Below are 22,208 nucleotides of genomic sequence, written 5' to 3'. Positions count from 1 at the left end.
GCCATGACCACCCAGACCCCCAACGGCTTCACCCTCGACACCACAGGCAAGCGCATCGTCGTCGACCCGGTCACCCGCATCGAAGGCCATATGCGCTGCGAGGTGAACGTCGACGAGAACGGCATCATCCGCAACGCGGTCTCGACCGGCACGATGTGGCGCGGGCTCGAGGTCATCCTCAAGGGCCGCGACCCGCGCGACGCCTGGGCCTTCACCGAGCGGATCTGCGGCGTCTGCACCGGCACCCACGCGCTGACCTCGGTGCGCGCGGTCGAGGATGCGCTTGGCATCCAGATCCCGGACAACGCGAACTCGATCCGCAACATGATGCAGCTCGCGCTGCAGATCCATGACCACATCGTCCATTTCTATCACCTGCATGCGCTCGATTGGGTGAACCCGGTGAATGCGCTCCGCGCCGATCCGAAGGCCACCTCCGAGCTGCAGCAGGCGGTGAGCCCGAGCCACCCGCTCTCCTCCCCCGGCTACTTCCGCGACGTGCAGAACCGTCTGAAGAAGTTCGTCGAAAGCGGGCAGCTCGGGCTCTTCAAGAACGGCTACTGGGACAACCCCGCCTATCTGCTGCCGCCCGAGGCGGATCTGATGGCGACGACCCATTACCTCGAGGCGCTCGACCTGCAAAAGGAGATCGTCAAGGTCCACACCATCTTCGGCGGCAAGAACCCGCATCCGAACTGGCTGGTGGGCGGCGTGCCGTGCCCGATCAACATCGACGGCGTCGGCTCGGTCGGCGCGATCAACATGGAGCGGCTGAACCTCGTCTCCTCGATCATCGACAAGTCGGCCGAGTTCAACCGCAACGTCTACATCCCCGACGTGATCGCGATCGGCGGCTTCTATCGCAACTGGCTCTATGGCGGGGGCCTCTCCTCGCAGGCCTGCCTTGCCTATGGCGACATCCCGGAAAACCCCAACGATTTCAGCCCCGAACAGCTTCACCTGCCGCGCGGCGCGATCATCAACGGCAACCTGAGCGAGGTCCACGACGTCGATCCGCGCGACCCCGAGCAGGTGCAGGAATTCGTCGATCACTCCTGGTACACCTATGGCGAGCCGGGCAAGGGCCTGCACCCCTGGGATGGCGAGACCACCCCGCATTACGAGCTTGGCCCGAACGCCAAGGGCACCCGCACCAATATCGAGGAGCTCGACGAGTCGGCGAAATACTCCTGGATCAAGGCGCCGCGCTGGAAGGGCCACGCGATGGAGGTGGGGCCGCTCGCCCGCTATGTCGTGGGCTATGCCAAGGGCCACGAGGACATCAAGAGCCAGGTCGACGGGCTTCTGCGCACCATGGACCTGCCGTTCAATGCCCTCTTCTCGACGCTGGGCCGCACCGCGGCGCGCGCGCTTGAAAGCGAATATTGCTCGCGCCTGCAGCGGCACTTCTTCGACAAGATGATCGCCAACATCAGGAACGGCGACCAGTCGACGGCGAATGTCGAGAAATGGGACCCCTCGACCTGGCCGAAGGAGGCCAAGGGCGTCGGCATGACCGAGGCGCCGCGCGGCGCGCTTGGCCACTGGATCAAGATCAAGGACGGCCGCATCGAGAATTACCAATGCGTCGTGCCGACCACCTGGAACGGCTCGCCGCGCGACAGTCAGGGCAACATCGGCGCCTTCGAGGCCTCGCTGATGGACACCAAGATGGAGCGCCCCGAGGAGCCGGTCGAGATCCTGCGCACGCTGCACAGCTTCGACCCGTGCCTCGCCTGCTCGACCCATGTGATGTCGCCCGACGGTCAGGAACTGACCCGGGTCAAGGTGCGCTGAGGGAGGAAGCGATGCAGATCAAGGCAAGAGCCAGGGGAGGGCCCGGCCATGAGTGACAAGATCTTTCATCCCGCCCGCGAGGCGCACGAGATCTTCGAGGCCTCGCGCCTGACCGGGGATGCGACGCTCGAGGATCTGGAATCGATCCGCCACAGCACCTCGGTCTATGTCTATCAGGCGCCGGTGCGGATCTGGCACTGGGTCAATGCGCTGGCGATCACCGTGCTGTGCGTCACCGGCTATCTGATCGGCCGGCCGCTGCCGACGATGCAGATCGCCGAGGCCTACGACCAGTTCGTGATGGGCTATGTCCGCTTTGCCCATTTCGCCGCGGCGATGATCCTGACGGTCGGCTTCTTTGGCCGCATCTACTGGGCCTTTGTCGGAAATTCCCACGCCCGGCAAATGTTTTACGTGCCGATCTTCAACCCGCGGTTCTGGCGCGAACTGCTGTGGGAGCTGCGCTGGTACATGTTCCTCGAGAAGCACCCGAAGAAATATGTGGGCCACAACCCGCTCGCGCATGTGGCGATGTTCTGCTTCATGACGCTCGGGCTGACCTTCATGATCGGCACCGGCTGGGCGCTTTATGCCGAGGGCGCGGGACAGGGCAGCCTGCCCGACACCGCGATGGGCTGGCTTCTGGGCCTCGTGCAGAACAGCCAGCGGCTGCACACGCTGCACCACCTCGGCATGTGGGCGATCGTGATCTTCATGATCATCCACATCTATGCCGCGATCCGCGAGGATATCATGTCGCGCCAGTCGATGGTGTCGACGATGATTTCCGGCCACCGCATGTTCAAGGACGACCGGATCGACTGAACCGGGATGGGTAACGAGTGATCCGGTCGGCCGGACGGACAGGCGCGGGAAATCCCCGCGCCTGTTCGCATTCAGGGCTGCCATGCGGAAAATGAATTGCCGGATTTCAGCGTCGGGTGGTAAGCTCCTTTCCGGGATTTCCCTCTCGCCGGGCGGGGTTTCGACCAGATTTTGATTTCATTTCAATGCTGTGGCCCGGAATGCCCGGGTCTTGATTTTTTCGGCGGCGGAAAGCGGCGGAAAGATTACTTTCGGAATCAACTTGGGGCGAAAAGCCTCTTGCCAGCAGACGGTCAAGGGGAGGGACCTATGCCAGCTGAACGACCTGAACGGGTGCTTGTCCTCGGCATCGGCAACGTGCTCTGGGCGGATGAAGGCTTCGGCGTGCGCTGCGTCGAGGAGATGGCCGAGCGCTGCGCGCTGCCTGACCGGGTGCGGCTGCTCGACGGCGGCACGCAAGGGCTTTACCTGCTGCCCTTCCTCGAGGAGGCCGACGCGCTTCTCGTCTTCGATGCCATCGATTTCGGGCTTCCCCCCGGCACGCTGCGGGTGCTGCGTGACGGGGACGTGCCGGCCTTCATGGGCGCGAAGAAGATGTCCCTTCATCAGACCGGGTTCCAGGACGTGCTGGCGACGGCGCAATTCACCGGCGGCTGCCCGGCGCGGCTGACGCTGATCGGCTGCCAGCCGGTCGAGCTCGAGGATTACGGCGGCGGCCTGCGGCCGGCGGTGGCGGCGCAGATCGGCCCGGCGATCGCCGAGGCGGTGGCCGAGCTCAGCCGCTGGGGCGTGCCCGTGGGCGACGGCCGCACCGAGACCGGCGATCTCGCCGATGCCTCGATCCGGCGCGGCGCCTACGAGACCGGCCGCCCCTCGGCCGAGGCGGCTTGCCGCACCGGCGACGATCGATTCTTCCCCGCGACAGCCAAGGAGACTGCGTGATGTGTGTGGGCATTCCGGTGCAGCTGACCGCGGTCGAGGGCATCCGCGGCGAGGCCCTCGAGGAGGGGCGGGCGGTCATCGTCGACCTCTCGCTCACCCCCGAGGCAGTGGTGGGGGACTGGGTCCTCTCCTTCCTCGGCGCCGCGCGTGCGGTGCTGCCTGCCGAGGAGGCGGGGCGGATTCTCGCCGCGCTCGGCGGGCTGCGGGCGCTGATGGCGGGCGAGGGGCTGGGCGATGCCTTCGCCGATCTCGAGGCGCGCGCGCCGCAATTGCCGCCCCATCTGCAGGCCGCGCTCGACGCCGGCAAGACCAGCGCCTGAGGAGGGCCCGATGCACGATCTCGTTCTTCCCGATGCCGCCCCCTCGGGCGTGATGCACCCGCTCGTGGCGCGGCTGATCGCCGAGCTGGGCTGGCCGCTGCTGGGCAACCGCTCGGATCTGGCCGAGTTCACCACCCGGCCCGGCGCGCATTGCCTGCTGGTGCCGGGCGACGCGAAACGCAACCTCGAGACGCCCGATGCCGCCGTGGTGCTGCCCGAGCTGCGCATGGCCTTCCAGCACGCCTTCGACTGCGCCGTGGTCGGCGACGCGATCGAGGCGCAGCTGCGCGAGGAGACCCGGGCCCTGCGCACGCCGGCGTTTCTCTTCTACCGCGACGGCGTGTTCCTCGGCGCGATCGAGAAGATCCGCGACTGGGACGATTACATCGCCCGCACCACCCATATCCTGACCGCGAAAGGCTGAGCCGATGGTTTCCAACTTCCACCTGCCGCCCGTCGGGTTCGGTCCGGGCTCGCAGCCCGAAGAGGGCGAGGAGCTGCATTACATGCAGTTGCCCGACGGCATGCGCACCTATTCGACGCATCTGCCCGAGGTCGAGGATGCCACTGACCTCGGCCCGGCGCTCGCCCTTCTGGCCGAGATCGCCGATGCCGCCGAGGTCTGCGCCGCGGGCGGCATGGCAAGTTTCGACCTTGCCCCCCTCGACGCGCCGAACCGGGCGCTGATCGCCGAGACCATGGGCCAGGGCGAGGTCGCGATGAAGATCCGCGGCATCCCGGCGCTTGCGGTGCAGGAAAGCGTCTTCGCGGGGGTCTGGAGCGTGATCGGCGCCGGCATCGACCACATCGAGGTGGGGGCAGTGCCCGCCGCCGCGATCTCGCGCGCCTTCGAGCCCTTCCGCGCCGCGCGTGGCGCCCGCCATCCGCGGCCCGCGGGCGTGGTGAACGCCCCCGCGCTGATGGCCGAGCTCGAGGACCAGTCGGCGCGGTTCGCGGGCGGGCTACCGCATGTGATCAACCTGACGCTGCTGCCGCACACCGAGGAAGACCTTCTCTGGCTTGACGCCGCGCTTGGCGAGGGCGCGGTCACCATCCTGTCGCGCGGCTATGGCAATTGCCGGATCACCGCGACCGGGCTCTCGCATGTCTGGCGCGTGCAGTTCTTCAACTCGATGGACACGCTCATTCTCGACACTTTCGAGGTGACGGCGATGCCCGAGGTGGCGATGGCCGCGCGCGAGGATCTCGAGGACAGCGCCGAGCGCATCCGCGAGGTGCTGGAGGCGATCCGATGAGTGGCTTCGAGGGCTCGTATCTTGGCGCGAACGACCGCATTTCCGAGCGCGCGGTGATGGAGTGCAAGATCTGCTGGACCCCCTATGACCCGGCCGAGGGCGACGACAGCCGGCAGATCCTGCCCGGCACGCCCTTTGCCGCGCTGCCCGAGGACTGGCATTGCCCGACCTGTGACGCGCCGAAGGCACAGTTCATGGTGCGCGAGGACCCGGGCGCGCCGGCGCTGCTCGAGGCGCAGCGGGTGTCGGCGCAGGCCGAGCGTCTGGCGGCCGATTTCCGCGAGATCTGGAACGCCAAGATGCGTGACGTGCCCCTGGTGAACAAGGCGCTCTCGGTCGAGGCGGTGGGGTTTGTCGCGCACGAGGGCCGCGCACTTGGGGTGCTGGTCAGCCCGTGGTTCATGAACCTGATCCTGCTGCCCGCCGAGGGCGAGGACTGGTCGGCGCTGATCCCCGGCGCGAAAGAGGCGATCGACTTCCCCTCGGGGCGTTACGAGTTCATCCACAACGTGCGGGAGATGGGCGGCGGCTACAAGGCGTGCTCGCTGTTCTCGCCGATGGGCGATTTCCAGACCCAGATGCAGGCGCGCGACGTCGCCCGGGCGATCATGGTCGAGCTGTTCAAGACCGAGAACCGGGCCGAGACCGACCGCGCCGCCGAGATCCGCGCGGGGCGCGAGGCCGAGCTGGCGGCAGCCGAGGCGCCCGAGGCCGAGGACGCCGACGAGGCGGTGGTGCCGACCCGGCGGCGGCTGATCTCGGCGGGGCTGGCCGACGACCCGGCGCCCGAGGGCGCCGCATGAGCACGGCGCTCGCCATCCTCCTGCGCCCGGCGGGCGCGGCGCTTGCGGTGCAGATCGTGCCGCCCGCGCCGCTGCCCGTTGCGGCGCTGATGCGCGGGCGCCCGGCCGAGGAGGTGGCTCAGCTGATGCCGCGGCTCTTCAACCTGTGCGGCGCGGCGCAGGGGCTGGCGGCGCGGCTGGCGCTTGGCTTGCCGGCCGATGCCGCCGACACCCGGCGCGAGATCCTGCGCGACCATCTGGCGAAGCTGTGCCTGAGCGGGCCGCGGCTTCTGGGCCTTGACCCGCGGCCCTTGCCCGCGGGCTGGGCCGAGGGCGGCGCGGGGCTGAGCGTGGCGCTCTGGGGCGGCGACAAGCCCGCGGATCTGGCGGGCTGGCTCGCCTCGGAACGCGGCATGGCGCCGCTTCTGGCCGAGATCGCTGCGCGTTTCGCGCCGGGCGAGGCGACCGCCGATCTGCCGCCGCTGACCGAGCCGATGGCGCTTACCGCGCAGGAGAACTCGCCCGCCGGGCGGGTCGCCGAAGACCCTCTGATGCGCGCGGCCGAGGCCGATTTCGGACGCGGGCCGCTGTGGCGCGCGCTTGGCCGGCTTGTCGATCTCGATGCCTTCTGCGCCGCGCCGCGCCCGGCGCGGGTGACCGAGGACGGCACCGCACTGGTCGCCGCGGCGCGCGGCACCTATGCCTTGCGGGCCGAGACCGAGGCGGGGCGGGTGACGGCGCTGTCCCGGGTCACGCCGACCGATCATCTGCTGGCCCCGGGCGGGGCGCTCGAACGCGCGCTCGCCACGCTGCCCGCGGCGAAGGCGGGGCTTGCGGCGCTGGTCGTCGATCTTCTCGACCCCTGCGTGGCGGTCGATCTGCAGGAGCTGAGCGATGCATGAGATGTCGATTGCCGAGGGCATCCGCGACGTGATCGAGGACTCGGCGCGCGCGAACGGGTTTTCGCGCGTCACCCGGGTGCGGCTGGAGATCGGCCGCTTTGCCGGCGTCGAGACCGAGGCGCTCGATTTCGCCTTCGACGTGGTGATGCGCGGTTCGGTCGCCGAGGGGGCGACGCTCGAGGTGATTGAACTTCCCGGCAAGGCGCTGTGCTATGACTGCGGGGCGGCGGTGGAGATCCGCCACCGTCTCGATCCCTGCCCGGACTGCGGCGGCGGCAAGCTGCTGGTGCAGGGCGGCGAGGAAATGCGGATCAAGGATTTGGAGGTGCTCTGATGTGCACGGTTTGCGGTTGCGGCGGACACAGCGTGGAGGACGCGTTCCGCGCCCATCTGGAAAAGACCGGGCAGGCGGGGGCACCGCTTGCGGCCAAGCCCGCGGCCCATCCCGCGCCGCTGCAAAGCGTGGCGATCCCGGCCCTTGGCGGGGCGCTGCATGACCACGGCCATGCGCATGCGGGCGGTGATATCCACCTTGGCCACGGCCCCGCCGGCACCGAGGTTCCCGGCATGAGCCAGGAGCGGCTGATCGCGATCGAGACCGACATCCTGTCGAAGAACGATGCCTTCGCCGCGCGCAACCGCGCCGCGATCACCGCCCGCCATGCCTTCGCGACGAACCTCGTCTCCTCGCCCGGCTCGGGCAAGACCACGCTTCTGTGCCGCACCATCGAGATGTTGGGCGAGGTGCCGCTCGCGGTGATCGAGGGCGACCAGCAGACCACGAATGACGCCGACCGCATCCGCGCCACCGGCGCCCCGGCGATCCAGGTGAACACCGGCAAGGGCTGTCACCTCGATGGCCGGATGGTCGAGGCGGCGCTTGCGCGTCTTGGCCTGCCCGAGGGCGCGTTTCTCTTCATCGAAAATGTCGGCAACCTGGTCTGCCCGGCGGCCTTTGACCTCGGCGAGGACGCCAAGGTCGCCATCCTCAGCGTCACCGAGGGCGAGGACAAGCCGCTGAAATACCCCGACATGTTCGCCGCGGCGGGGCTGGCGATCCTGAACAAGGTCGATCTTGCGCCCTATTGCGACGTCGATCTCGACCTCTACGAGGCGAATGTGAAGCGGGTGAACCCGGCGATCGAGGTGCTGCGCGTCTCGGCCCGCACCGGCGAGGGGATGCAGGCCTGGCTTGACTGGCTGCGCGCGGGCCTTGCGCGAAAGGGCGCGTGATGGCGGCCTCCACCCCGGCGATCCTGCTTGTCGATGACGAGCCGCACTCGGCCCTCGCCATGAAGATGGCGCTCGAGGACGAGTTCGAGATTCTCACCGCGCCCTCGGCCGAAGAGGCGATCGCGGTGCTCGAGGATCAGTGGGTGCAGGTGATCTTCTGCGACCAGCGCATGCCCGGCCGCTCGGGCGTCGAGTTCCTCACCGAGGTGCGCGAGCGCTGGCCCGAGACGGTGCGCATCGTCATCACCGGCTATACCGACAGCAACTCGATGGTGGCGGCGATCAACGAGGCCGGGGTGCATCAGTTCATCGCCAAGCCCTGGCATCCCGAACAGCTTCTGGCGGCGGCGCGCAACGCGGCGAAGATGTTCGCGCTCGCCCGCGAGAACGAGCGGCTGTCGCTCGAGATGCGCTTTTTGAACACCACGACCGAGACCCGGGTCGAGAAGCGCCGCCGCGCGCTGCGCGAGGGCATGGGGTTCGAGACCATCCTGCGCAGCCCGAATTCCGCGATGAACACGGCGGTGAAGCTCGCGCGGCAATATGCGACCTTCGATGTGCCGGTGCTGCTGACCGGCGAGCCGGGCACCGGCAAGGGGCAGATGGCGCGGGCGATGCACTATGGCTCGCTGCGCTCGGACAAGCCGTTCTATGAACTCTCGATCGCCGGCATGCCCGAGGAGCTCGCGATGATCGAGCTGTTCGGGGCGAAGCGCGGCGTGTTGCCGGGTGGCATGGCGCGGATCGGGCTGGCGCAGAAGGCCGACCGCGGCACGCTCTATCTTGCGGGGCTCGAGGCGGCGAGCCCGGCGCTGCAGCTCGCGCTGCTGCGGATGCTGGCCGAGGGCACGATCACCCCGGTGGGCGGGCAGGAAAGCGTCAGCACCAACCTGCGGCTGATCGCGGGGGCGGCCTGCGATCTGCGCAGCGCGGTCGCCGAGGGCCGTTTCCGCGCCGATCTTTACTATGCCATCGCGCTCGGCGAGATCGCGCTTTTGCCGCTGCGCGCGCGGCGCGGCGATGTCGCGATGCTCGCGCAGGCGATCCTGTCGGAGGCCGCCGGGGCGCATGGCAAGCCGATCCTCGGCTTCGAGGCGGCGGCGCTGGAGTTCCTGGAGAACTACGACTGGCCCGGCAATCTGCGCGAGCTGACGAACGAGATCACCCGGATGCTGATCTTCGCGCAGGAAAATGTGCTGGGCGCCGAGCTGATCTCGCGTCATATCCTGCAGGCGGCGCCCTCGGACGAGGGGGCGGACCGGGCCGCGGAAGAGGTGATGACCGCCGAGGGCTCGCTGAAGGACCGCATCGAGCTGATCGAGATGCGGATCCTGCGCGAGACCCTGACGCGGCAGCGCTGGAACAAGAGCCGGGCGGCGGCCGAGCTTGGGCTGTCGCGGGTCGGGTTGCGGGCGAAACTGGACCGTTACGGGATCACCGATCCCTCGGCGGCAAGCGAGGAGGAGGAGATCTGAGATGTGCCTTGGGATTCCGGGACAGATCGTGGCGATCACCGATGCGGGGCGGCTGATGGCGATGGCCGACGTGTCGGGGGTGCGGCGCGAGGTGAACGTGGCCTGCGTGGCCGAGGGGCCGCTCGAGGATCTGCTCGGCCGCTGGGCGCTCATTCACGTGGGCTTCGCGATGAGCCTGATCGACGAGGAGGAGGCGGCAAAGACCCTGGCCGCGCTCCACGATCTGGGCGAGGCGCAGGAGGCGCTTGCGCAGATGGCCGAGGGTGACGCGGCGCTGGAGGGACGGGCATGAAATTCGCCTCCGAATTCCGCGACCCGAAGGCCGCGAAGGCGCTGCTGGCCGAGATTGCACAACTGGCCGACAGGATCGGCGCGACCCGCGACAAGCCCGTCGCGATCATGGAGATCTGCGGCGGCCACACCCATTCGATCTTCCGCTACGGGCTCGACAAGCTGGTGCATGAGGGGGTCGAGTTCGTGCATGGCCCGGGCTGCCCGGTCTGTGTTCTGCCGCGCGCGCGTGTCGACGAGTGCATCGAGATCGCCGAGAAGCCCGGGGTGATCTTCACCACCTTCGGCGATGCGATGCGGGTGCCGGGCTCGAAACGCTCGCTGCTGCAGGCGAAGGCGGCGGGGGCCGATATCCGCATGGTCTATTCGCCGCTCGATGCGCTCGAACTTGCCCGCCGCAACCCGGAGCGCGAGGTCGTCTTCTTCGGCCTTGGTTTCGAGACGACGACGCCCTCGACCGCGCTGGCGATCCAGCAGGCGGCACGCGAGGGGCTGGCGAATTTCTCGGTCTTCTGCAACCACATCACCGTGCCCGAGCCGATCAGGGCGCTGCTCGATGACCCCGACATGCGGCTTGATGGGTTCATCGGGCCCGGGCATGTCAGCATGGTGATCGGCATCCACCCCTATGATTTCATCGCGCGCGACTATCACAAGCCGATCGTGGTCGCCGGGTTCGAGCCCACCGACCTGCTGCAATCGGTGATGATGGTGCTGCGCCAGATCGCCGAGGGGCGGGCCGAGGTCGAGAACCAATATGCCCGCGTCGTGCCCGAACATGGCAATGCCGTCAGCCTGGCCGCGATCGCCGATGTCTATGAGAAGCGGCCCTCCTTCGAGTGGCGGGGGCTGGGCGAGATCGACGCTTCGGGGCTGCGCATCCGGCCGGCCTACAGGGCCTTCGACGCCGAGGAGAAATTCGGTGTGGGCTATGCCGGCGTGCGCACCGAGCTTGCCGATCCCGAGGGCTGCGCCTGCGGGGCGGTGATGACCGGGCGGATGAAGCCGGTGCAGTGTCCGCAATTCGGCCGCGGCTGCACCCCCGAGATGCCCTTGGGCGCGCTGATGGTGTCGAGCGAGGGCGCCTGTGCGGCCTATTGGCAATATGGCGGGGCGCGGGCGGCGGCGGAATGAGTTCGGGGGCGTGACGCCCCCGACCCGCCGGGGGCGCTGCCCCCGGACCCCCGAGGTATTTGGAGCAAGATGAAATGGCATTGCGGGATGAACGGGTGACGCTGGCCCATGGTGGTGGCGGCACGGCGATGCGCGATCTGATCGAGGAGGTCTTCACCGCCGTCTTCGAACCGCCGGGGATGGAGGATGCCGCGCAGCTGAGCGCCGCGGCGCTGGCCGAGCCCGGCGCGCGGCTCGCCTTCACCACCGACGGGTTCGTGGTGACGCCGCTCGAGTTTCCGGGCGGCGACATCGGCAAGCTCGCCGTCTGCGGCACGGTGAACGACCTGGCCGTCTGCGGCGCGCGGCCGCTGTGGCTCTCGGCCGCCTTCGTGATCGAGGAGGGGACCGAGATTGCGCTGTTGCGCCGGATCGTCGCCACCATGGCGCGCGAGGCCGAGGCCGCCGGCGTGCGGATCGTCACCGGCGACACCAAGGTCGTCGGGCGCGGCGCCTGTGACCGGGTCTTCGTCACCACCGCCGGGGTCGGTGTGGTGCCGCCCGGGCGCGAGATGGGCGCGGGCCGGGTGCGGCCGGGCGATGTCGCGCTGGTGAACGGGGTGCTCGGCGATCATGGCGCGACGATCCTTGCCGCGCGCGGCGATCTGGCGCTCTCGACGGCACTTGAAAGCGATTGCGCGGCGCTTGGCCATCTGATGGAGGCGGTGCTGGCGGCGGCGCCCGGGGCGCGGGCGGCGCGCGACCTGACCCGGGGCGGGCTTGCCTCGGCGCTGAACGAGATCGCGGCGGCGGCGGGTTGCGGCATCGAGATCTCGGAAGAGGCATTGCCGCTGCGCGCCGAGGTCTCTGGCATGTGCGAGATCCTCGGGCTCGATCCGCTCTACCTGGCGAACGAGGGGCGGCTGGTCGTCTTCGTGCCCGAGGCCGAGGCCGGGGCGGCGCTGGCCGCGATGCGGGCGCGGCCCGAGGGGCAGGGCGCCTGCATCATCGGCGCGGCGGTTGCGGCGCACCCCGGACAGGTGCGGATGCGCACGGCCTTCGGCGGGGCGCGGATCGTCGACATGCTGGTGGGCGAGCAGCTGCCGCGCATCTGCTGACCGCACGGCGCGAAAACTGGCAGTCCTGCCCGGCGCTTGCCGTCCGGGCGGGCAGCGGCGGGGCCGGGGCCGCGATGACCGCTTCGGGGCTTTACCTTCGTGCCGGGGCTTGCTCTGATGGGGCGGCCGCCACGCCACAGGAGGACCCGAGCGATCGACAGGCCCGCCGGACATGCGTCCCTGCAGACCCATCTGCGCGATCTGCTGCGGCAGATCTATCCCGCCCGCGACACGGATGATCTGGCCCGCGCGGTGATCGCCGCCTTCTGGCCCGAGGGGCACACGCGCCGGCAAAGGCCGCGGCGGCCCTCGAACAACCTGTGGTCGGAACGCGACGCGATCGTCATCACCTATGGCAACTCGATCGAGGACGGCGCGCACAAGCCGCTCGACCTGCTGCACGACTTCCTGTTGCGCGAGATGACCGGGGTGGTCGACGGCGTCCATGTCCTGCCCTTCTTCCCCTATACCTCGGACGACGGTTTCGCGGTGACCGATTACCGCAAGGTCGATCCGGCGCTTGGGGACTGGGCCGATATCCGCCGCATCGGCGCGGCCTTCAGCCTGATGTCGGACATGGTGCTGAACCATGTCTCGTCGCAGGGCGCCTGGTTCACCGCCTACCGTCAGGGCCAGCCGCCCTATGACCGCTTCTTCATAGAGGCCTCGCCCGAGGACGATCTGAGCGCGGTCGTGCGGCCGCGCACCTCGCCGCTTCTGCGCGCGGTGACGACGGCGATGGGGCCGCGCCATGTCTGGTGCACCTTCAGTCACGATCAGGTCGATCTCGATTTCCGCAACCCTGAGGTGTTGCTCGAGATCCTGCGGATCCTGCGGCTGCATATCGACGAAGGCGTGCGGATCATCCGGCTCGATGCGGTGGCTTTCCTGTGGAAGGCGCCGGGCACCCCCTCGATCCACCTGCCGCAGACCCATGCGATCGTGAAGCTGATGCGGCTGCTTGCCGATTACGCGACCGAGAAGGTGATCCTGCTGACCGAGACGAATGTGCCCAAGGCCGAGAACCTGAGCTATTTCGGCCGGCGTGACGAGGCGCATATGGTCTATCAGTTCCCGCTGCCGCCGCTCGTGCTGCACGCGATGCTGTCGGGCAATGTGCGGCATCTGCGGCGCTGGCTGCGGGCGATGCCGCCGGCGCCACTGGGCTGCGCCTATTTCAACTTCACCGCCAGTCATGACGGCATCGGCATGCGCCCGGTCGAGGGCATCCTGCCGCCCAAGGAGATCGCGGCGATGATCGACTGCGTGCGCACCAATGGCGGGCTGGTCTCGATGCGGGCGCTGCCGGGGGGCGGCGAGGCGCCCTACGAGATCAACTGCAGCTATTTCGACGCGATGGGGCGCACCTTCGCCGGCGAGGAGGGCGACAAGGTCGCGCGCTTCCTGTGTTCGCAGACCATCGTCATGTCGCTCGAAGGGATCCCGGCCTTCTACATCCACTCGTTCACCGCCACGGAAAACGACCATGAGGCGGTGGCAAGGCGCGGCATGAACCGGGCGATCAACCGCCACCGCTGGAACTATCCGGCGCTGCGGGCGCGGCTCGATGACCCGTCAAGCGCCGCGGCGCAGGTGATGGCCGAGATGAAGCGGCGGTTGCGTATCCGCGCGCGCCAGCCCGGGTTCCACCCGAACGCGACGCAGCTGACGCTGGCCCCCGACGACCGGCTTTTGTGCGTCTGGCGGCAGTCGCTCGACCGCAGCCAGTCGATCTTCGCGCTGCACAATGTCTCGGCCGAGACGGTGGTGATCGACGCCTTCGCGCTGAACCTGATCGCCGACGAGGACTGGCGCGACCTGCTGTCGGGCGCGGCGATCGACCCCGACGGCACGATCGCCTTCGCCCCCTACCAGTGCCGCTGGATCGCGAACACCGGCTACGCCCCGGCCTGATCGGCGGCGACGGCGGCGCGGAAATCGGCCATCAGATCGGGGTCGGCGGCGTGGACGAGGTTCCAGTTCGGGATGAACGGCTGTTCCTGCGGCGTGTCGAGGAACACCTGCCCGGCGTTCGAGATGTTCTCGGCGAACAGCGCGATTGACTTTTCCTCGGCGTGACGGTCGAAGGCCAGCCCGTTCATCATCGCGTCATGCGAATAGACCTCGAGCATGTCGAGCGCGCGGCGGTAATAGGTGGCCTTCAGCGTGCGGAAGATGTTCGAGGAGAACACCGTGCCATCGGCGGCAAGCTTGCGGAAGATCGCCTTGCAGATGTCCATCGACATCCGGTTGAGCCCGGTCTGCGCATCTTCGGGTGACAGGTCCTGATGCTTGTGGTCATAGCTGTCGGCGATCTCCACCTGACACACGGCGCGCGGGCCCATGTTGCGCCAGGCCTCTGACAGCACCCCGATCTCGAGCCCCCAGTCCGAGGGCAGCCGCAGGTCCGGCAGCGTCGCGGTGCGCATCGCGAATTCGCCCGAGAGCGGATAGCGGAAGGCGCGCAGATAGTCGATGTAGTCGCGGTCTCCCACCACCTTCTTCAGCGAGATCAGCAGCGGGCTGACGAGGTTGCGCGTCACCCGCCCGCCCAGACGGCCGTTGCCGGTGCGCGGATAGAACCCTTTCGACAGGTGATAGGGCAGCTGCGGGTGCGCCACCGGATAGACCAGGCGCGACAGCATCCCGCGCTCGTAGGTGGTGATGTCGCAATCATGGATCGCCATCACCGCGCTGTCGGCACAGGCGATCAGATAGCCGATGCAGCCCCAGACATTGCGGCCCTTGCCCGGCTCGATCGGGCCGATGCCCAGCTCTGCCAGCCGCGCCATCACCGCGCGCACCCGCGGCCCGTCGTTCCAGATCACCACATGGTTTTGCGGCAGCCGCGCGAAGAAGCGCTTCGCCTCGGCGAATTGCGCGGCATCGGCGCGGTCGAGGCCGATGATGACGCGGTGCAGGTATTTCACCTTCGACAGTTCATCGAGGATGTTTTCCAGCGCCGGCCCCTCCAGCTCGGAAAAGAGCGAGGGCAGGATCAGGCTGATCTTGCGGGTCTGGGCGAAGGTCTCGAGCCGGTATTCGAGTTCCTCGAGCGGTCGGGTGCGCAGGTCGTGGAACTGCGCGATATTGCCGTTCTGGTGAAAGTCAGCCATGGGCCTCTCCTTATGTGTCGATCCCGTTCTGGCGCAGGATCCGGGTCAGCCCCTCGACCCAGCCGTCGGGCCCGGAGCGGGTGGTGCGCAGGATGCGGCCGCTGTCCTCGCCCGCGAGGCGGGGCAGGGGCGTGCCGGCGTCGTTGCGCACGATGACGCCGCGGTCAGCGGCTGCGATCATCTCGGCGTCGTTCGGCGCGTCGCCGAGCGCGATGGTCAGGTCCGGCCGGAAGCGGGCGATCAGTTCGGTCATCCGCCCGGCCTTGGTGCCGCCCTGCGACAGCGTCAGGAACCGTCCGCCGCGGCGCGCCGAGATGCCTGCGGGCGCAAGGGCGGCCAGAAAGGCCTCTGCCTCCGCCTCGGTTCCCGACCACAGCCCCGGTTCGGAATGGGCGCGTTGCTTCGCCTGCGCCGCCTCGTCGGGCGGCAGCCCGGTCACGTCCGCCACCTCCGCCGCGCTCATGTCGCCAAAGCCGCGAAAGCGCGTGCGCAGGCGGGCGGGCAGGGCGTCAAGCGCCGCGCGGATCGCGTGATAGCCCGTGTCGTCGGGGGCGCCTTCCAGCAGTGCCGCGCCGTTCTCGACGATCGCGGGCCAGCCGCCGAGCCTCATCCGCGCCTGCCAGCCGGCAATCTCCGCCCCGGTCTTCGAGGAGGCGAGCACCACCGGAACCTCGCGCGCCGCAAGCCAGGCAAGCAGCGGCCGCGCCGGGGCGAAATCATAGCTTGCGTGATCGAGCAGGGTGCCGTCGAGGTCGCTGAAGATCAGGAGTTTCACTCGGGTCCTTTCGTCTGGGGAAAGCCTAGCGGCCCGGGCCCCGCCTGCCAACCCGCTGTGGACTGCGCGCGACAGATAACGCCGCGCCGCGGCATCGGGCTTGACGTCGGCCGGCCACGGCGCGAGCTTCGGGGCGGCACAGCAGGGGGCACAGATGGCATTCGTGATTTCCGAGGCGGAGCGCGTCGTCTACCCGGGCCCGCCGCCGGCACAGGCCGACGTCGTGGTGATCGGGGGCGGCATCGCCGGGGTGATGGCAGCCTATTATCTCGCGCAGGCAGGGCAACGCGTCGTGCTGTGCGAAAAGGGCCGCATCGCGGGCGAGCAGTCGAGCCGCAACTGGGGCTGGATCCGAGCCCAGGGCCGCGACCCGGCCGAGTTGCCGCTGATGCTCGAGGCGCTCGATCTGTGGCAGGGATTCGCGGCGCAGCTCGGCCCCGAGCTTGGCTTTCGCCGCGCGGGTGTCGCCTATCTCTCGCATGACCCGAAATCGGCTGCAGGCTACGAGGCCTGGGTGCGGCTGGCGGCCGAGCACGGGCTTGAAAGCCGGCTGATGTCGCGCGCCGAGCTCGCGGCGCTCTCTGCAACCGCGGGCTGGGCCGCGGGGCTGATCACGCCGTCCGACGCGCGCGCCGAGCCCTGGGTGGCGGTGCCGCTGCTTGCCCGCCTCGCCGTCGCCGCGGGGGTCGAGATCGTCGAGAATTGCGCGGTGCGCGCGCTCGACCGTGCCGGCGGGCGGGTGATCGGCGTGGTGACGGAACTGGGCCCGATCACCGCGCCGCAGGTGCTTCTGGCCGGCGGCGCCTGGTCGTCGCTTTTTGCCGCGCGCGAGGGGGTGCGGCTGCCGCAGCTTGCGGTGCGCTCGACCGTCGCGCAGACCGAACCGCTGCCCGAGGTGGCGCAGGTCTCGGCCACCGACGAGATCTTCGCCTGGCGGCGCCGGGTTGACGGCGGCTACACCCTTGCCTCGGGCACCTGGCACGATTTCTACATCGGCCCCGATGCGTTCCGGAACCTCGCCCGCTATCTCCCGCAGCTTCGCCGCGACGGTGCGAAGACCCGGCTGCGCCCCTGGGCGCCCGGGCGCGGCTGGCCCGATGGCTGGACCACGCCGCGGCACTGGAGCGAGGAGGAGGAAAGCCCGTTCGAGCGGCTGCGCGTCCTCGACCCGGCGCCGAACCTTGCGCGGCTGAAGGAGGTGCAGGCGGGCTTTGCCCGGGCCTTCCCGGCGCTTGGCGTGCCGCGGCTGATCCGGTCCTGGGCCGGCATGATCGACGTGATGCCCGACACCGTGCCGGTGCTCGACGAAAGCCCGGTGCCCGGGCTCTTCATCGCCACGGGCCTGTCGGGGCATGGCTTCGGCATCGGCCCGGCGATCGGGCGGGTGATGGCGGCGCGGATGCTGGGCCGCGACACCGGCCACGACCTGCGCCGTTTCCGTTTTGCCCGCTTTTCGGACGGCACGAAGATGGATCTCGGCCCGACCTTCTGACGGCGCGTCAGGGGCTTGCCGGCGCGCCGCTTCTGCCGCAGGCTGGCGCGTCTGGAGGTGCCCGATGCCCGTGAAGAACCGTTTCGCCGAACTGCTGCCCGAGATCATCGCCTGGCGGCGCGATTTCCACGCCCACCCCGAGCTGATGTTCGACCTGCCGCGCACCGCGGGCCGGGTGGCGGGTCTGCTGCGCGGCTTCGGGGTCGACGAGGTGGTCGAGGGGATCGGCCGCTCGGGTGTCGTCGCGGTGATCCGCGGCCGCACCGACAGCCGGGGCCGGGCGATCGGGCTGCGCGCCGACATGGACGCGCTGCCGATCGAGGAGGAGACGGGCCTGCCCCATGCCTCGACCACGCCCGGCAAGATGCACGCCTGCGGCCATGACGGCCATATGGCGATGCTGCTTGGCGCCGCGAAATATCTGGCCGAGACCCGCGCCTTCGACGGCACCGCGGTGCTGGTCTTCCAGCCCGCCGAGGAGGGCGGCGGTGGCGGCGACGAGATGGTGCGCGACGGGCTGATGGAGCGCTTCGGCATCGACGAGATCTATGGCATGCACAACTGGCCGGGGGTGCCGCTCGGCACATTCGCGATCCGCGAGGGCGCGGTGATGGCGGCCTGCGACCAGTTCCGCCTCACCGTGACCGGCCGCGGCGGCCATGCCGCGAAACCGCATCAGGCGGTCGATCCGGTGCTGGTGGCCAGCCAGATCGTCGTCGCGCTGCAGACGGTGGCTTCGCGGCTGACCGACCCGCTGTCGCCCGTGGTGCTGTCGATCTGCACGCTGCGGGCGGGGACGGGGGCCTATAACGTGATCCCGCAGACGGCCGAGCTGCGCGGCACGCTGCGCACCCTCGATCCCGATCTGCGCGTGACGGCCGAGGCGCAGCTGCGCCGCATCGCCACGCTGACCGCCGAGGCGGCGGGGGCGACGGCTGCGCTCGACTGGATGCCGGGCTATCCCGCCACGGTGAACGCGCCCGAGCCCACCCGCGCCGCCATCGCCGTCGCGCAATCGGTCGCGGGCACGGTCGACACCGACTTCCCGCCGCAGATGGCGGCCGAGGATTTCAGCTACATGCTGAACGCGCGGCCGGGCGCCTATATCTTCGTCGGCAATGGCGACAGCGCGATCCTCCACCACCCCGGTTACGAGTTCAACGACGAGGCGATCTGCTTCGGCGCAAGCTGGTATGCGGGGATGATCGAGACCCGCTTGCCGCTGGAGTGACGGCGCCGCGCCTTGCCCAAAAGAAAGCCCCCGGCCGATCTGCCGCGACGGCGGGCGAAAGCGACCTTTCCCCTTCCAATCGCGGCAAATCTCCAGGGGGTGAGCGCCAAAGGCGCGAGGGGGCAGCGCCCCCTCGACCGGCTCAGGCCTGCGCGGCGGTGACGATCACCTCGACGCGATAGCCAGGCGCGGCCAGCTTCGCCTCGCCGGTCGCACGCGCGGGCGTCGCGCCCTGCGGCACCCAGCCATCCCAGACCGCGTTCATCTCGGCGAAATCGGCCATGTCCGCGAGCCAGATCTGCGCGCTCAGGATCCGGGTCTTGTCAGAACCGGCCAGCGCCAGCAGCCGGTCGACCTCGGCCAGCGCGTCTTTCGTCTGCTCGGTGACGCTGGCGCCCGGGGTGCCGACCTGGCCTGCCAGCCAGACAAGCCCGTTGTAGACGACGGCGCCGCTCATCCGCGCGCCGCATTCGATGCGTTCGATCCCGGCCATCGGGCCCTCCTGTGGTTGTGCCCCAGCGTGATAGCGGTGGGCAGGGCCAAGGGGAAGGGTGCAAAGCGCGGCCCGCCGTGCCAGACTGCTCGCAAACGGAGGGCGCGATGCGATTGGGATGGATCGTTGGACTGCTGCTGATGACCGGTGCGGCGCTGGCACAGGCGCCGGGCAACATGGGCGGCCTGCCGGCGCGCGCCGAGGCGCCGTTCCGGCTCGAACGGGTGGTGCCGCTCACGCTGCCTTGGGCGATTGCGCCACTCCCCGGCGGCGATCTGCTCGTCACCGGCAAGGCGGGGCAGCTGTGGCAGGTCTCGCGCGGGCAGGCGGAGGAAATCCGCGGCCTGCCGGCGGTGCGTTACGAGGGCCAGATCGGCCTTCTCGACATCGCCGCCGCGCCCGATTTCGTCACCACCCGGCGGGTCTTCCTCAGCTATGTCGCGGAAGACAACGCGCTGACGCTCGCCCGCGCGCGGCTCGCGGGCAATCGGCTGACCGAGCTCACCCCGCTCTGGCGCCAGAGCCCGGGCGGCGAGGGGCAACCTGGCGGCATCATCGCCTTCGGGCCGGACGGGATGGTCTATCTGTCGGTGGGCGACCGGATGCAGCCCGACACCGCACAGCAGCCCGATAATCCGCGCGGCAAGATCCTGCGCCTGACGCCCGAGGGGCAGCCTGCGCCGGGCAATCCCTTCACCGGCAGCCCGACCCGCGCCGTGACCTGGAGCGAGGGGCATCGCAACCCCTACGGCCTCGCCTTCGCCCCCGATGGCACACTGTGGGAACACGAGATGGGCCCGCGCGGCGGCGATGAGCTGAACCGGATCGAGCCCGGGCGGAACTATGGCTGGCCGCTCGTCTCGAACGGCGATCACTATTCCGGCTGGCCGATCCCCGACCACGACATCCGCCCCGATCTGGCCGCGCCGGTGCTGTGGTGGACACCGGTGATCGCGCCCGCCGGGCTTGCGGTCTATGCCGGGCGCGACTTTCCCGACTGGACGGGGTCGCTGCTGATCGGCGCGCTGCGCGGCGAGGGGCTGGTCCGCGTCGCGCCCGATGGCACGTCCCAGCTCGACCGCTGGGATCTCGGCATGCGGGTGCGCGATGTGGCGGTCGACGGCGCGGGCCATGTCTGGATCATCAGCGATGCCGAGGAGGGCGCGCTTTACCGTCTCGTGCCACTTTCCGAGTGAAGGGCTGTGACTGGAGGGGGGCTGGAGCGGGTAGCGGGAATCGAACCCGCGCGTTCAGCTTGGGAAGCTGACAGGCTACCATTACATCATACCCGCATGGTGCAGGCGCAGACCTAAGCCAAGTGCCGGGCGCCGTCAAGCGGCCTTGCGCGGGATTTTCGCGGCCCGGCCCGGGGCGGAAGGCAGGGGGCGCTGCCCCCTCTTTTCCTTCGGAAAATTCACCCCCGGGATATTTGGGGCAATTGGAAGACGAGAGCGGTCCTGTACTTCCAATTGCTGCAAATATCCCGGGGGTGAGGCCGCAGGCCGAGGGGGGCAGCGCCCCCCTTGCGACGGTTCGTGCTAAGCCGGTGGGCCGCGCTCAGCGTCCGGGCTGGCGGCGCGCCATGAAGGCCAGCCGCTCGAACAGATGCACGTCCTGCTCGTTTTTCAGCAGCGCGCCATGCAGCTTCGGCAGCAGCGTCGCGCCCTCCTTCCTCAGATCCTCGGGCGCCAGATCCTCGGCCAGCAGCAGTTTCAGCCAGTCGAGCACCTCGGAGGTCGAGGGTTTCTTCTTCAGCCCGGGCGTCTCGCGGATCTCGTAGAACTGCGTCAGCGCGGCGGTCAGCAGCGCCTCCTTGATGCCCGGGAAATGCACCCGCACGATCGCCTTCAGCACCTCGGCCTCGGGGAACTTGATGTAATGGAAGAAGCAGCGGCGCAGGAAGGCGTCGGGCAGCTCCTTCTCGTTGTTCGAGGTGATGATCACCACCGGGCGATGGCGCGCCCGCACCGTCTCGCCGGTCTCGTAGACGTGGAACTCCATCTTGTCGAGTTCCTGCAGCAGGTCGTTCGGGAACTCGATGTCGGCCTTGTCGATCTCGTCGATCAGCAGCACGACCTTGCCCTCGGCCTCGAAGGCCTGCCACAGCTTGCCCTTGCGGATGTAGTTGCGCACATCCGCCACCCGCGCCTCGCCCAGCTGGCTGTCGCGCAGCCGGCTGACGGCGTCGTATTCGTAAAGCCCCTGCTGGGCGCGCGTCGTCGACTTGATGTTCCACTCGAGCATCGGCAGACCCAGGCTTTGCGCCACCTGTTTCGCCAGCTCGGTCTTGCCGGTGCCGGGCTCGCCCTTCACCAGCAGCGGCCGTTCGAGCGCCACGGCGGCATTGACCGCGACGATCAGGTCTTCGGGGGCGACGTAGCTGTCGGTCGACTGGAAACGCACGGGCGAACTCCGCTGGCTGTGGCACGGGAGCGGAGCCTAGCGGTGCGCGGGGCGCGCCGCAACCGGTGGGGCGGAAGAGGCGGGGTGAAAACGGGGGCGTGACATCCCAACGGCGTTGCGGTATGAGCGCGCCATGAATTTTGGGCAGGGAATCTGCCGGACTTGCGGGACGGCAGAAGAGTGAGGGCAGAAATGAAGGCCGAAATCTTTCTACCGGATGACTATCGCCCCGCCGAGGACGAACCGTTCATGAATGAACGGCAGCTCGAATACTTCCGCCGCAAGCTGCAGGCATGGAAGCACGAGCTCCTCGAACAATCCGCGGAAACGCTTGAAGGCCTGGCGGAATCGGCGCGCAACGTGCCCGACCTCGCCGACCGCGCGAGCGAAGAGACCGATCGCGCGCTCGAGCTGCGCACCCGTGACCGGCAGCGCAAGCTGGTGGCGAAGATCGACGCGGCGCTGCGGCGGATCGACAATGGCGAATACGGCTATTGCGAGATGACGGGCGAGCCGATCAGCCTGAAACGGCTCGATGCGCGCCCGATCGCGACGATGACGCTCGAGGCGCAGGAGCGCCACGAGCGGCGCGAGCGCGTGCATCGCGACGATTGATCGCGGCGGGTCCCGGCGGCGGGGTGCCC

23 protein-coding genes and 1 tRNA gene are annotated in these 22,208 nt (G+C 69.1%); 19 read left to right on the top strand and 5 right to left on the bottom strand.

Features of this window, described 5'->3' with window-relative positions; translation table 11 throughout:
- The first annotated feature begins 3 nt into the window (after positions 1-3).
- The 15 genes from AC0QTQ_RS12010 to AC0QTQ_RS11940 all read left to right on the top strand — a co-directional run bounded on the left by AC0QTQ_RS12010 (position 4) and on the right by AC0QTQ_RS11940 (position 13,968).
- Positions 4-1,797: a nickel-dependent hydrogenase large subunit gene (locus tag AC0QTQ_RS12010; RefSeq protein WP_480256769.1), complete on the top strand. Its 1,794-nt coding sequence runs from the start codon at positions 4-6 to the stop codon at positions 1,795-1,797.
- Positions 1,798-1,845: 48 nt separating this feature from the next.
- Positions 1,846-2,622: a Ni/Fe-hydrogenase, b-type cytochrome subunit gene (gene cybH, locus AC0QTQ_RS12005; protein WP_113901005.1), complete on the top strand. Its 777-nt coding sequence runs from the start codon at positions 1,846-1,848 to the stop codon at positions 2,620-2,622.
- A gap of 309 nt (positions 2,623-2,931) precedes the next feature.
- Entirely contained in the window at positions 2,932-3,564 is a 633-nt protein-coding gene (locus tag AC0QTQ_RS12000; RefSeq protein WP_480256768.1) for a HyaD/HybD family hydrogenase maturation endopeptidase, read from the top strand.
- Positions 3,564-3,884, top strand: a complete 321-nt coding sequence (locus AC0QTQ_RS11995) for a HypC/HybG/HupF family hydrogenase formation chaperone (protein ID WP_480256767.1) — start codon at positions 3,564-3,566, stop codon at positions 3,882-3,884. Before AC0QTQ_RS12000 ends, AC0QTQ_RS11995 begins: the two co-directional genes overlap by 1 nt.
- A 10-nt stretch (positions 3,885-3,894) precedes the next feature.
- Positions 3,895-4,308 (top strand): thioredoxin domain-containing protein, encoded by a 414-nt coding sequence (locus AC0QTQ_RS11990; protein WP_480256766.1) that lies wholly within the window; start codon positions 3,895-3,897, stop codon positions 4,306-4,308.
- A gap of 4 nt (positions 4,309-4,312) precedes the next feature.
- Entirely contained in the window at positions 4,313-5,140 is an 828-nt protein-coding gene (locus tag AC0QTQ_RS11985) for a hydrogenase expression/formation protein (RefSeq protein ID WP_480256765.1), read from the top strand.
- Positions 5,137-5,943 carry a [NiFe]-hydrogenase assembly chaperone HybE gene (gene hybE, locus AC0QTQ_RS11980; protein ID WP_480256764.1) on the top strand — a complete coding sequence of 269 codons (807 nt, stop codon included), beginning with the start codon at positions 5,137-5,139 and terminating at the stop codon, positions 5,941-5,943. Before AC0QTQ_RS11985 ends, hybE begins: the two co-directional genes overlap by 4 nt.
- Positions 5,940-6,824 (top strand): hypothetical protein, encoded by an 885-nt coding sequence (locus tag AC0QTQ_RS11975; RefSeq protein WP_480256763.1) that lies wholly within the window; start codon positions 5,940-5,942, stop codon positions 6,822-6,824. The genes hybE and AC0QTQ_RS11975 overlap by 4 nt, the downstream gene beginning before the upstream one ends.
- Positions 6,817-7,158 carry a hydrogenase maturation nickel metallochaperone HypA gene (gene hypA / locus AC0QTQ_RS11970; RefSeq protein ID WP_121533295.1) on the top strand — a complete coding sequence of 114 codons (342 nt, stop codon included), beginning with the start codon at positions 6,817-6,819 and terminating at the stop codon, positions 7,156-7,158. The genes AC0QTQ_RS11975 and hypA overlap by 8 nt, the downstream gene beginning before the upstream one ends.
- On the top strand, positions 7,158-8,057 hold the full coding sequence (hypB, locus tag AC0QTQ_RS11965; protein ID WP_480256762.1) for a hydrogenase nickel incorporation protein HypB: 900 nt from the start codon (positions 7,158-7,160) through the stop codon (positions 8,055-8,057). The genes hypA and hypB overlap by 1 nt, the downstream gene beginning before the upstream one ends.
- The gene (locus AC0QTQ_RS11960) at positions 8,057-9,532 is read left to right on the top strand and encodes a sigma-54-dependent transcriptional regulator (protein ID WP_121533297.1); all 1,476 of its coding nucleotides are present in this window, start codon (positions 8,057-8,059) and stop codon (positions 9,530-9,532) included. The genes hypB and AC0QTQ_RS11960 overlap by 1 nt, the downstream gene beginning before the upstream one ends.
- Before the next feature lies 1 nt (position 9,533).
- Positions 9,534-9,824, top strand: a complete 291-nt coding sequence (hypC, locus tag AC0QTQ_RS11955; RefSeq protein WP_121533299.1) for a HypC/HybG/HupF family hydrogenase formation chaperone — start codon at positions 9,534-9,536, stop codon at positions 9,822-9,824.
- The gene (gene hypD, locus AC0QTQ_RS11950; RefSeq protein WP_113901635.1) at positions 9,821-10,957 is read left to right on the top strand and encodes a hydrogenase formation protein HypD; all 1,137 of its coding nucleotides are present in this window, start codon (positions 9,821-9,823) and stop codon (positions 10,955-10,957) included. The genes hypC and hypD overlap by 4 nt, the downstream gene beginning before the upstream one ends.
- A 74-nt stretch (positions 10,958-11,031) precedes the next feature.
- Positions 11,032-12,054 carry a hydrogenase expression/formation protein HypE gene (hypE, locus tag AC0QTQ_RS11945; RefSeq protein ID WP_480256761.1) on the top strand — a complete coding sequence of 341 codons (1,023 nt, stop codon included), beginning with the start codon at positions 11,032-11,034 and terminating at the stop codon, positions 12,052-12,054.
- A gap of 117 nt (positions 12,055-12,171) precedes the next feature.
- Positions 12,172-13,968, top strand: coding sequence for a sugar phosphorylase (locus tag AC0QTQ_RS11940; protein WP_480256760.1), 1,797 nt, complete (start codon positions 12,172-12,174; stop codon positions 13,966-13,968).
- Here the strand turns inward: AC0QTQ_RS11940 and AC0QTQ_RS11935 are convergent.
- Both AC0QTQ_RS11935 and AC0QTQ_RS11930 read right to left on the bottom strand, forming a co-directional pair.
- Entirely contained in the window at positions 13,953-15,170 is a 1,218-nt protein-coding gene (locus AC0QTQ_RS11935) for a glycosyltransferase family protein (RefSeq protein WP_480256759.1), read from the bottom strand. The genes AC0QTQ_RS11940 and AC0QTQ_RS11935 overlap by 16 nt on opposite strands.
- A 10-nt stretch (positions 15,171-15,180) precedes the next feature.
- Complete coding sequence (locus tag AC0QTQ_RS11930) at positions 15,181-15,945, bottom strand: HAD-IIB family hydrolase (RefSeq protein ID WP_480256758.1); 765 nt, start codon at positions 15,943-15,945, stop codon at positions 15,181-15,183.
- A 154-nt stretch (positions 15,946-16,099) separates the two neighbouring features.
- Between AC0QTQ_RS11930 and AC0QTQ_RS11925 the strand changes: the two genes are divergently transcribed.
- Together AC0QTQ_RS11925 and AC0QTQ_RS11920 are read left to right on the top strand one after the other, a co-directional pair.
- Positions 16,100-17,437, top strand: coding sequence for an NAD(P)/FAD-dependent oxidoreductase (locus AC0QTQ_RS11925; protein ID WP_480256757.1), 1,338 nt, complete (start codon positions 16,100-16,102; stop codon positions 17,435-17,437).
- A gap of 64 nt (positions 17,438-17,501) precedes the next feature.
- Positions 17,502-18,668: a M20 aminoacylase family protein gene (locus tag AC0QTQ_RS11920; RefSeq protein ID WP_480256756.1), complete on the top strand. Its 1,167-nt coding sequence runs from the start codon at positions 17,502-17,504 to the stop codon at positions 18,666-18,668.
- A 142-nt stretch (positions 18,669-18,810) separates the two neighbouring features.
- Here the strand turns inward: AC0QTQ_RS11920 and AC0QTQ_RS11915 are convergent, their stop codons facing one another.
- Positions 18,811-19,161 (bottom strand): RidA family protein, encoded by a 351-nt coding sequence (locus AC0QTQ_RS11915; RefSeq protein WP_480256755.1) that lies wholly within the window; start codon positions 19,159-19,161, stop codon positions 18,811-18,813.
- Between the two features lie 107 nt (positions 19,162-19,268).
- Between AC0QTQ_RS11915 and AC0QTQ_RS11910 the strand changes: the two genes are divergently transcribed.
- Positions 19,269-20,357, top strand: coding sequence for a PQQ-dependent sugar dehydrogenase (locus AC0QTQ_RS11910; RefSeq protein ID WP_480256754.1), 1,089 nt, complete (start codon positions 19,269-19,271; stop codon positions 20,355-20,357).
- Positions 20,358-20,379: 22 nt separating this feature from the next.
- Here AC0QTQ_RS11910 and AC0QTQ_RS11905 read toward each other — a convergent pair.
- Both AC0QTQ_RS11905 and AC0QTQ_RS11900 read right to left on the bottom strand, forming a co-directional pair.
- Positions 20,380-20,453 (bottom strand) — tRNA-Gly (locus AC0QTQ_RS11905).
- Between the two features lie 265 nt (positions 20,454-20,718).
- Entirely contained in the window at positions 20,719-21,564 is an 846-nt protein-coding gene (locus AC0QTQ_RS11900; RefSeq protein ID WP_480256753.1) for an AAA family ATPase, read from the bottom strand.
- A gap of 192 nt (positions 21,565-21,756) precedes the next feature.
- On the opposite strand from AC0QTQ_RS11900, the gene dksA reads away from it, so the two are divergent.
- Complete coding sequence (gene dksA / locus AC0QTQ_RS11895) at positions 21,757-22,179, top strand: RNA polymerase-binding protein DksA (protein ID WP_121533315.1); 423 nt, start codon at positions 21,757-21,759, stop codon at positions 22,177-22,179.
- Positions 22,180-22,208 lie beyond the last annotated feature (29 nt).

This window comes from Paenirhodobacter sp. YD-8 (assembly GCF_056590935.1).
Note: the sequence above shows the minus strand (reverse complement) of the source record. Positions and strands in the feature narration are given on the sequence as shown.

What these genes read in the sequence shown, in the direction of transcription:
- AC0QTQ_RS12010 (WP_480256769.1), top strand. Translation starts at nt 4, where the DNA reads ATGACCACCCAGACCCCCAACGGCTTCACCCTCGACACCACAGGCAAG.
- cybH (WP_113901005.1), top strand. Translation starts at nt 1,846, where the DNA reads ATGAGTGACAAGATCTTTCATCCCGCCCGCGAGGCGCACGAGATCTTC.
- AC0QTQ_RS12000 (WP_480256768.1), top strand. Translation starts at nt 2,932, where the DNA reads ATGCCAGCTGAACGACCTGAACGGGTGCTTGTCCTCGGCATCGGCAAC.
- AC0QTQ_RS11995 (WP_480256767.1), top strand. Translation starts at nt 3,564, where the DNA reads ATGTGTGTGGGCATTCCGGTGCAGCTGACCGCGGTCGAGGGCATCCGC.
- AC0QTQ_RS11990 (WP_480256766.1), top strand. Translation starts at nt 3,895, where the DNA reads ATGCACGATCTCGTTCTTCCCGATGCCGCCCCCTCGGGCGTGATGCAC.
- AC0QTQ_RS11985 (WP_480256765.1), top strand. Translation starts at nt 4,313, where the DNA reads ATGGTTTCCAACTTCCACCTGCCGCCCGTCGGGTTCGGTCCGGGCTCG.
- hybE (WP_480256764.1), top strand. Translation starts at nt 5,137, where the DNA reads ATGAGTGGCTTCGAGGGCTCGTATCTTGGCGCGAACGACCGCATTTCC.
- AC0QTQ_RS11975 (WP_480256763.1), top strand. Translation starts at nt 5,940, where the DNA reads ATGAGCACGGCGCTCGCCATCCTCCTGCGCCCGGCGGGCGCGGCGCTT.
- hypA (WP_121533295.1), top strand. Translation starts at nt 6,817, where the DNA reads ATGCATGAGATGTCGATTGCCGAGGGCATCCGCGACGTGATCGAGGAC.
- hypB (WP_480256762.1), top strand. Translation starts at nt 7,158, where the DNA reads ATGTGCACGGTTTGCGGTTGCGGCGGACACAGCGTGGAGGACGCGTTC.
- AC0QTQ_RS11960 (WP_121533297.1), top strand. Translation starts at nt 8,057, where the DNA reads ATGGCGGCCTCCACCCCGGCGATCCTGCTTGTCGATGACGAGCCGCAC.
- hypC (WP_121533299.1), top strand. Translation starts at nt 9,534, where the DNA reads ATGTGCCTTGGGATTCCGGGACAGATCGTGGCGATCACCGATGCGGGG.
- hypD (WP_113901635.1), top strand. Translation starts at nt 9,821, where the DNA reads ATGAAATTCGCCTCCGAATTCCGCGACCCGAAGGCCGCGAAGGCGCTG.
- hypE (WP_480256761.1), top strand. Translation starts at nt 11,032, where the DNA reads ATGGCATTGCGGGATGAACGGGTGACGCTGGCCCATGGTGGTGGCGGC.
- AC0QTQ_RS11940 (WP_480256760.1), top strand. Translation starts at nt 12,172, where the DNA reads ATGGGGCGGCCGCCACGCCACAGGAGGACCCGAGCGATCGACAGGCCC.
- AC0QTQ_RS11935 (WP_480256759.1), bottom strand. Translation starts at nt 15,170, where the DNA reads ATGGCTGACTTTCACCAGAACGGCAATATCGCGCAGTTCCACGACCTG.
- AC0QTQ_RS11925 (WP_480256757.1), top strand. Translation starts at nt 16,100, where the DNA reads ATGGCATTCGTGATTTCCGAGGCGGAGCGCGTCGTCTACCCGGGCCCG.
- AC0QTQ_RS11920 (WP_480256756.1), top strand. Translation starts at nt 17,502, where the DNA reads ATGCCCGTGAAGAACCGTTTCGCCGAACTGCTGCCCGAGATCATCGCC.
- AC0QTQ_RS11915 (WP_480256755.1), bottom strand. Translation starts at nt 19,161, where the DNA reads ATGGCCGGGATCGAACGCATCGAATGCGGCGCGCGGATGAGCGGCGCC.
- AC0QTQ_RS11910 (WP_480256754.1), top strand. Translation starts at nt 19,269, where the DNA reads ATGCGATTGGGATGGATCGTTGGACTGCTGCTGATGACCGGTGCGGCG.
- dksA (WP_121533315.1), top strand. Translation starts at nt 21,757, where the DNA reads ATGAAGGCCGAAATCTTTCTACCGGATGACTATCGCCCCGCCGAGGAC.